The following is a 5,758-nucleotide window of genomic DNA, read 5'->3' on the forward strand; positions in this document are numbered from 1 at the left end:
CGTAAAGAACAGTAATTTTCTCGTTTCTTCTCATTGCTTGCGCTCCTTTCTACGACTTTAGGTTATGTGTTCTAAGAGACTTCCCAACCACTTGATTAAGAAGTCTTTTAGAGCATACAACACCGGCGGCCAGCTTATATTTCTTATACTGGCGCACCGCAAAGTGGTTTGGCTTCTCTGCCTCCAGCGCGTCAAACATCAGGTCCACGGGGTTTTTGAACTCCTCGTCATCCTCACGGACTTCCATAGCGTTGATGAACTCAATGAGGGTGGAGAAGTTCTGCTCCTCCACCGGAGCTTCATAGTGGATATACCCGATGAGGGCGCAGTACAAAAGCGTTTCCGCCTTGACCCAAAAATCGTCCCCGGCTTTGCCCTCTCCCTTTGTATTCGCTATTAAGGTCGTAACCAGCTTCAAAATGTCCTTTTCGCTGTGCAGATAGGCAAAAGGATTGTAGTGCATGGACTTTTTGAAGTTGATGGTATTGAGGACCTTAATCCGGTACGGCTCATAAATGACCTTACCGCGCTTATCTTTCATGGGCTTGCCGTCCTTGCCCAGCTTGGGTGTGCCGCGCTGGAGCATCTTGCCGCATTCCACCAGAATGGTGCCTTTGGGGTCTGTGACCACATAGGAGCTGTGCATCTGCATCAGGTTTGGTTTCAGCCAGAACCGGGTCTTACCGGAACCGGAGCCGCCGATCACCAGAACATTTTTGTTTCTGGCGGTCTTGGGGTCCTTGGGACGGCTGTTCATGGTCAGGCTCTCGGTTTTTGTCAGAATCACATTGTTCTGGAACACCGGGTCGATGTAGGGCGCGATGTCCTCATGGGTTCCCCAGCGGGCGGAGCCGTACTCCATGCCATGTCGGTACTTCTTGGCGTTTTTGCTTTTCAGGTACACCGCCAGCCGAAGCGCGCCGCAGCAGCAGATTCCCACCAGCAAGTCCAGCGGATGCAGGCTGGGCCAGAAACTTTGCAGCGCCACCGGCAGTGTAGAGAAGAACGAGAGCATTTTTGCCGAAGCGTCCGCACCCACGGCCAGCCGCCATACTTCTCCGAAGTTGGTAGCAAACAGCCCCATCAGGATATACGGCAGGTTCAGCAAAAAGAGCTTTTTGATGTCAAGCTGTTTTTTCATCGTTCCAGCTCCTTTCGCTTAGTGCGGTCCACCACGGCATTTTTGACCAGTTCTTTGAACTGGCTCAGCTTTGCCAGCACGGACGGGCGCTCTGTTTTCTCTGCCTTTTTGACCTTTTTGCCGGTGTACTCGGTGAAAGCAGCGGTCAGCGCATCGGCGTCACGGCCTTTGAAAAAGATCAGGTACTTGGGCGGAGAGCTTCTGCGGTCTTTCTTCACCGCATAATCCACACCGTATTTCCGGGCAATCTTCTCAAACTCCTTGATGGAGGGGTCTGTGATCTCAATGTTGGAAACGCCCTGGTTCTGACCAATCAGCTGCTTCACTGACTGCTTGCCGTGGGGAATCACGGGGGTATCCCGGCTTTTCTGCTTTTGCAGCTTTTTTTCCTTGCGGTGGGCAAGGTACTTGGTGATGGCGGCTTTCAGCAGCCGCCCGGTAAACTTTGTTCCGCTGACTACCAGCGTTAAAGTTCTGTTTTCCACTTCTTCCTGCATGGGATAACGCCTCCTTTCCACGGATTTTGCAGGTGTGGTATCTCAAACTAAGGCGGGACCACCAGCTGCCGCAGAAGATAACGGGTCATCATATCATCAGCAGGATGCTGTCCCGCAGCTGGGCAAAAAAGAGCTTGCCCTGGGGCGTTACCAGCGTATAGGAGCCGGTATGCCCATGGTTGCAGTAGTCCTTGACGCAGAACAGGCCGTCGTTGGCAGATTTGGCATACGGCAGCACATTCCCGGATGCTGTGCGATAGACAAACCGCTGTTCCAGCAGGAACCGGACAAACCGGCGTTCCGGCACAACCAGTTCCTTGGCGGTGGTGCGGAGATTGGTGCTGTGCTTGAGGTCGATGAACAGGTCGTAAAAGGCTGCCTTGCCCTCCAGCATGGCGTTTTCCTCCCGCAGCGCCGCATTTTCTTCCCGTTCCGCCAGCAGGTCGGAGCAGAGCCTCAAAAGCGCTTCCGGGGAAGTGGCAACCTCCCACAGCTTTTCCCTGGTGATGTATGCCCCGTGCTTTCGGATAGAGGGCAGCACCTCATCAAACACCCAGCGTTCAAACCGTTCCGCAGAGGGCAGCTTGCTGTGTGTGATAAGGCGATACACATCTCCCTCGGAAATAAATTTCATTCGTTGAATCCCGCCATTAGAAGGGGTCGGTAAAACGCAGACCCCTTTGCAGTGGGCTGTGATGGCATCAGCCGTGCGTTGGTATCCAAGTGCTTTCGCAATATCCTTTCCGCAAAAAAGCACCTTACCGTCCTGCTCCAAAGTGCGGATGCTGCCGAACTCTTGATTATTGAAAATTTCCATCTGGTTCATAGCGTAACCTCCTGTAAAATTCGTTGTTGTGGGATGAAAAAGACGGCCTTACCAGCCGCCTGTGTTCATATCGTGGTTGACCAGAGAGGTGTAGTGGTTGCTGATGGTGGTGGGAGCATTAAACAGCACCGTCAGCAGGTATTGCTTCATGTTGCGGACCTCGGTGGTGTTTTTCTGCAAGCAGTCCATGACAAACCGGATATGCTCGCTGTCCAGCTTCAAAAAACGGGACCGCACGATTTCATGGGGGAAGTCGCTGCCTGCAATCCGAGTGGTTTTGCGTCTGGCGCAGACCGTTTCTACCATCAGCTCCACAATCTCGTCCAAATCTTCCCGATAGGTGGTAAACTCCCTGCACAGATAGTCATACTCGATGTTCTCTAAAATCAAATCCCGATATTCTTCCATCTCTGTAACAGACATCGCATCCCTTCCTTTCCGTTCCGGCGGTCTTGCCGCCGCTGGCTCCCGGAAGGGAATGGAATCGGTACTTGATCCATAAGTAATTGATTTTTGAGTATTTGATTTCTCTATATTTAATTCTGCGGGCTTTTCCGTATCCGGTTTCTCCATATCCGGGTTTTCCGTATATGGTGAAGCCATATCCGGCTGGGGCGTATCCGGGTTCTTCGGCTGTGGCTGCTCATAGATGACATACTCGGTGTCGCTGATCCGGCCCTGCCGGTCCCGCAACTGGTGGCGTACAATGTACCCGGCAGTTTCCAGCTCCCGCAGCGCGCCGCCGATAGCGTCCACGCCCTCTTTGCAGATGGCGGCAAGCCCTCTGGTGGTGTAGTTCCAGTCCTCCGGCAAGGACAGCATCATGGAAAGCAGCCCCTTGGCCTTGAGGGACAGCTTCCCGTTGCGTAAATGATGATTGCTCATCACGGTATAATCACGGGTCCGTTCAATGCGAAAAACGGCCATCGACCTCACTCCTTCCAAATTTCTCAGGGTATGAAAAAAGCCACAATCCTGTAAAAAGAATTGTGGCAGTCAGCTGTTTTGTTCACTTTTTCTGCGCCGGTAGGGGCGCTTGGGGATGGGCGGTTTGTCCAGCAGGTCATTTCCCTGAGAGAATGGCAGAGTTTGCAAAACACGGTCACTCTCGCCGGATTCCATATCATGCTGGGAATGGTAATCCTCCCGGATTGCTTCCCGGATTTCCTTTACAGTACACATATTCATTCCTTTCCTTTCGCAGTAATCACTTGTTTATGAGTGGCGGCGGCGCTTGTCCGGCTTAAAATCGAGGATGTGTCCCTCGATCACACGGGCATACCACTTGATTTTGATTTCCCGGCGCTGCTGGCTCAGGAGGGCGGCCTGATAGCCGTCCTCCGTAAGAAACAGCCGCATTTCATCACCGGGACTGCCGTAGGCACAGGAACGCAGGACAGCAAACTCAATCATCCAGCGGGTGTTATCCTGAAAACGCTCCACGGCAAGAATGTTGTGTCCTTTCAGCTCACGGGCTGAAATATCCCTCATAGGCGGCTCCTTTCATCGTTCCTGGTCTCTCTGACGCTTTTTCTGCCACGCCTCCAGCAGCTTGATAATGGTTTCCTGCATCCGCTGGGGCGTGTAGCTCTTGGGAAAATACTTCCGCAGGGTGTCCGAGGTGAATGTCACCTTGTCCAGATCGCTTTTCTTTTCCTCGCCCATGATCGCCCGCATCACATCAATGGATAAATGCCCCTCCTGGCTGAATTTCTTGAGCCGCTGGGCCTGGGAGAGAGAGGGGGTAGCCTGTTCGCTGTCCATCGCGTCCAAAAGCTGTGCCTGTTCCTCTTTTTTGAGAAAGGACAGCTCATAAGCCGGATTGAGGGCGATTTTCTTCTCATCCACCATATCCAGCAGTTCGGGTATCAGCTCTGTCAGGCGGATATAGCGTTGTACCTGCCGTCCGCTGTCACCAGCTTTTTCTCCTACAACATCCGCCATTTCTAACTTCCCGACAACTCGTCGGGAAGTTAAATCAGTTCTGGCTCCTTGATGCTTGACAGCCTCCAGCTTCATCTTGTAGGCAAATGCTCTCTCGCTGGGGAGCAGGCTTTCCCGTTGCAAGTTGCTGTCCACCATGATGATGGTGGCGGCATCATCGTCCAGGTCTCGGACAATGACCGGCATGGTTTCTTTCTCGGCCAGCTCACTGGCCCGGTGCCGCCTGTGACCAGCCACCAGCTCATAGCCGCCCTTCGGGTCCGGGCGGGCAATCGCCGGAACCAGAACACCATACTGCCGAACGCTGTCGGCGGTCTCCATCATGGCTTCGTCATCCTTGACTTTGAATGGGTGGTTCCTAAAGGGATGCAGTTCGGACAAGGGAATTTCCTGAATTTTTTCCAGCTTTGCATCCTGGCGGCTTTCTTCGGTGGAAAACAAGTCATCGTATGGAGCCAGCTCTACTTTTTTCGCGCTGCTTTTCAAGTTTTATCACCTCCTGGGTCAGATTTTTGTACCCCTCGGCCACCTTGCCATTGGGGTCGTGGGCAAAAATGCTCTTGCCCTCGGCGCTGATCTCCTTGGCCCGGACAGAATGGGGAATCTCGGTGCCAAACACCTTGATTTTACTGCCATAGGTCTCCCGCAGCAGGGCGGCGATCTCCTTGGCAAAGTTGGTGCGGTTGTCCACCATCGTCAGCAATATGCCGTCGATTTGGAGCTTGGGGTTGATCTGTCGCTTCACCTTGTTTACGGTCTGGAGCAGCTGTTCCAGGCCCTTGGCGGGCAGATACTCCGCCTGGACAGGGATGATAACCCTGTTGGCGGCGGCCAGGGCATTGACCGTGAGCATACCCAGGGAGGGCTGGCAGTCAATCAGGATATGGGAATACTGTCCCTTGAGCGTGTCCAGATACTGCCGCAGAATGGTCTCGCGGCTCATGGCGTTCACCAATGAGACCTCCATGCCGGAGAGCTGGATGTCAGCAGGCATCAGATCAACGCCTTCCGGGTGGTGCAGGATGCCCTCACCGGGCTTGAGTGGTTCGTCCATCAGGATACGGCCCATCGCGTCGGACAGGGTAAAGGGTAACTTGTCCGGCTGGGGATTGCCCAGGCTGATCGTTAGGCTCCCTTGCGGGTCTCCGTCAATCAGCAGCACTTTCTTTCCGGCCTGCGTCAGTCCAATCCCCAAGTTGGCGCAGGTGGTTGTTTTGCCGACTTTATGCGAAGCTTCGCATAACGTTGGTTATGAAAAGCTACACATTATGCAAAGTAGGCGATAGAAAACCTTATAAATAAAGGATTCTTTGGTTGATTTACTTTTCATAATCCATCACGATTTAAGTG

General features: G+C 53.2%; 6 protein-coding genes and 2 pseudogenes. All 8 read right to left on the reverse strand.

The window, feature by feature from the left end; all coding sequences use genetic code 11:
• Positions 1-94 precede the first annotated feature (94 nt).
• Positions 95-1,141: pseudogene (locus FYJ45_RS28620) on the reverse strand (type IV secretory system conjugative DNA transfer family protein); the annotation flags it as partial.
• Positions 1,138-1,638 carry a PcfB family protein gene (locus tag FYJ45_RS28625; RefSeq protein WP_154468351.1) on the reverse strand — a complete coding sequence of 167 codons (501 nt, stop codon included), beginning with the start codon at positions 1,636-1,638 and terminating at the stop codon, positions 1,138-1,140. The gene FYJ45_RS28625 and the pseudogene FYJ45_RS28620, both read right to left, overlap by 4 nt.
• An 88-nt stretch (positions 1,639-1,726) precedes the next feature.
• Positions 1,727-2,464, reverse strand: coding sequence for a BRO family protein (locus tag FYJ45_RS28630; protein WP_154468352.1), 738 nt, complete (start codon positions 2,462-2,464; stop codon positions 1,727-1,729).
• 48 nt (positions 2,465-2,512) lie between these two features.
• Positions 2,513-3,391 (reverse strand): DUF6017 domain-containing protein, encoded by an 879-nt coding sequence (locus tag FYJ45_RS28635; RefSeq protein WP_154468353.1) that lies wholly within the window; start codon positions 3,389-3,391, stop codon positions 2,513-2,515.
• A 69-nt stretch (positions 3,392-3,460) separates the two neighbouring features.
• Positions 3,461-3,652, reverse strand: a complete 192-nt coding sequence (locus FYJ45_RS28640; RefSeq protein WP_456298391.1) for a hypothetical protein — start codon at positions 3,650-3,652, stop codon at positions 3,461-3,463.
• Between the two features lie 27 nt (positions 3,653-3,679).
• A complete protein-coding gene (locus FYJ45_RS28645) occupies positions 3,680-3,955 on the reverse strand; it encodes a DUF5720 family protein (protein ID WP_154468355.1) in 276 nt (91 codons plus the stop codon).
• A 12-nt stretch (positions 3,956-3,967) separates the two neighbouring features.
• On the reverse strand, positions 3,968-4,894 hold the full coding sequence (locus FYJ45_RS28650) for a ParB/RepB/Spo0J family partition protein (protein WP_154468356.1): 927 nt from the start codon (positions 4,892-4,894) through the stop codon (positions 3,968-3,970).
• A pseudogene (locus FYJ45_RS28655) lies at positions 4,851-5,630 on the reverse strand (ParA family protein); the annotation flags it as partial. The pseudogene FYJ45_RS28655 and the gene FYJ45_RS28650, both read right to left, overlap by 44 nt.
• Positions 5,631-5,758 lie beyond the last annotated feature (128 nt).

The sequence above is a fragment of the Eisenbergiella porci genome (assembly GCF_009696275.1).
In the GTDB taxonomy this organism is placed as follows: Bacteria; Bacillota; Clostridia; order Lachnospirales; family Lachnospiraceae; genus Eisenbergiella; species Eisenbergiella porci.

What these genes read in the sequence shown, in the direction of transcription:
- FYJ45_RS28625 (WP_154468351.1), bottom strand. Translation starts at nt 1,638, where the DNA reads ATGCAGGAAGAAGTGGAAAACAGAACTTTAACGCTGGTAGTCAGCGGA.
- FYJ45_RS28630 (WP_154468352.1), bottom strand. Translation starts at nt 2,464, where the DNA reads ATGAACCAGATGGAAATTTTCAATAATCAAGAGTTCGGCAGCATCCGC.
- FYJ45_RS28635 (WP_154468353.1), bottom strand. Translation starts at nt 3,391, where the DNA reads ATGGCCGTTTTTCGCATTGAACGGACCCGTGATTATACCGTGATGAGC.
- FYJ45_RS28640 (WP_456298391.1), bottom strand. Translation starts at nt 3,652, where the DNA reads ATGAATATGTGTACTGTAAAGGAAATCCGGGAAGCAATCCGGGAGGAT.
- FYJ45_RS28645 (WP_154468355.1), bottom strand. Translation starts at nt 3,955, where the DNA reads ATGAGGGATATTTCAGCCCGTGAGCTGAAAGGACACAACATTCTTGCC.